The 1,225-nt window shown below is 52.1% G+C and carries 1 rRNA gene; it reads right to left on the bottom strand.

Annotated features, from left to right (window positions below):
• Positions 1-1,219 (bottom strand): 23S ribosomal RNA (locus GKP30_RS23330); the annotation flags it as partial.
• Between the last annotated feature and the right edge of the window lie 6 nt (positions 1,220-1,225).

Below are 1,225 nucleotides of genomic sequence, written 5' to 3'. Positions count from 1 at the left end.
TAAGGACAAGCCGTAGCTTCGGTGATACGTTTAGCCCCGGTACATTTTCGGCGCAGAGTCACTCGACCAGTGAGCTATTACGCACTCTTTAAATGGTGGCTGCTTCTAAGCCAACATCCTGGTTGTCTGGGCAACTCCACATCCTTTACCACTTAACGTATACTTTGGGACCTTAGCTGACGGTCTGGGCTGTTTCCCTCTTGACTACGGATCTTAGCACTCGCAGTCTGACTCCCGAGGATAAGTATTTGGCATTCGGAGTTTGACTGAGTTCGGTAATCCTGTGGGGACCCCTAGCCCAATCAGTGCTCTACCTCCAATACTCTTCCCTCGAGGCTAGCCCTAAAGCTATTTCGGGGAGAACCAGCTATTTCCGAGTTCGATTGGCATTTCACCCCTACCCACACCTCATCCCCGCATTTTTCAACATGCGTGGGTTCGGGCCTCCATTCAGTGTTACCTGAACTTCACCCTGGACATGGGTAGATCACACGGTTTCGGGTCTACGACCACGTACTTCTTCGCCCTATTCAGACTCGCTTTCGCTACGGCTCCGCCTCTTCGGCTTAACCTTGCACGGGATCGTAACTCGCCGGTTCATTCTACAAAAGGCACGCCATCACCCGTAAATGGGCTCTGACTACTTGTAGGCACACGGTTTCAGGATCTCTTTCACTCCCCTTCCGGGGTGCTTTTCACCTTTCCCTCACGGTACTGGTTCACTATCGGTCACTAGGGAGTATTTAGCCTTGGGAGATGGTCCTCCCGGATTCCGACGGGGTTTCACGTGTCCCGCCGTACTCAGGATCCGTCTCGGAGAGACGATCATTTTGGCTACAGGGTTGTTACCTTCTCTGACGGGCCTTTCCAGACCGCTTCGCCTATGATCGTCTTTTCTTACTCCATGTGAGACGTCCTACAACCCCAAGAGGCAAGCCTCTTGGTTTGGGCTGTTTCCGTTTCGCTCGCCGCTACTCAGGAAATCGCATTTGCTTTCTCTTCCTCTGGGTACTTAGATGTTTCAGTTCCCCAGGTCTACCTCCTCATACCCTATATATTCAGGTATGGGTACCATCCCATTACGGATGGTGGGTTCCCCCATTCGGAAATCCCCGGATCAAAGTTTACTTACAACTCCCCGAGGCATATCGCTGTTCGTCGCGTCCTTCTTCGGCTCCTAGTGCCAAGGCATTCACCGTGCGCCCTTTATAACTTAACCATTCGA

Origin of the sequence: Alkalihalobacterium elongatum, from assembly GCF_019024285.1 — a bacterium.
Classification (GTDB): domain Bacteria; phylum Bacillota; class Bacilli; order Bacillales; family Bacillaceae_F; genus Alkalihalobacterium; species Alkalihalobacterium elongatum.
The sequence above is the reverse complement of the archived record's forward strand: the minus strand, read 5'-3'. Positions and strand labels throughout refer to the sequence as shown.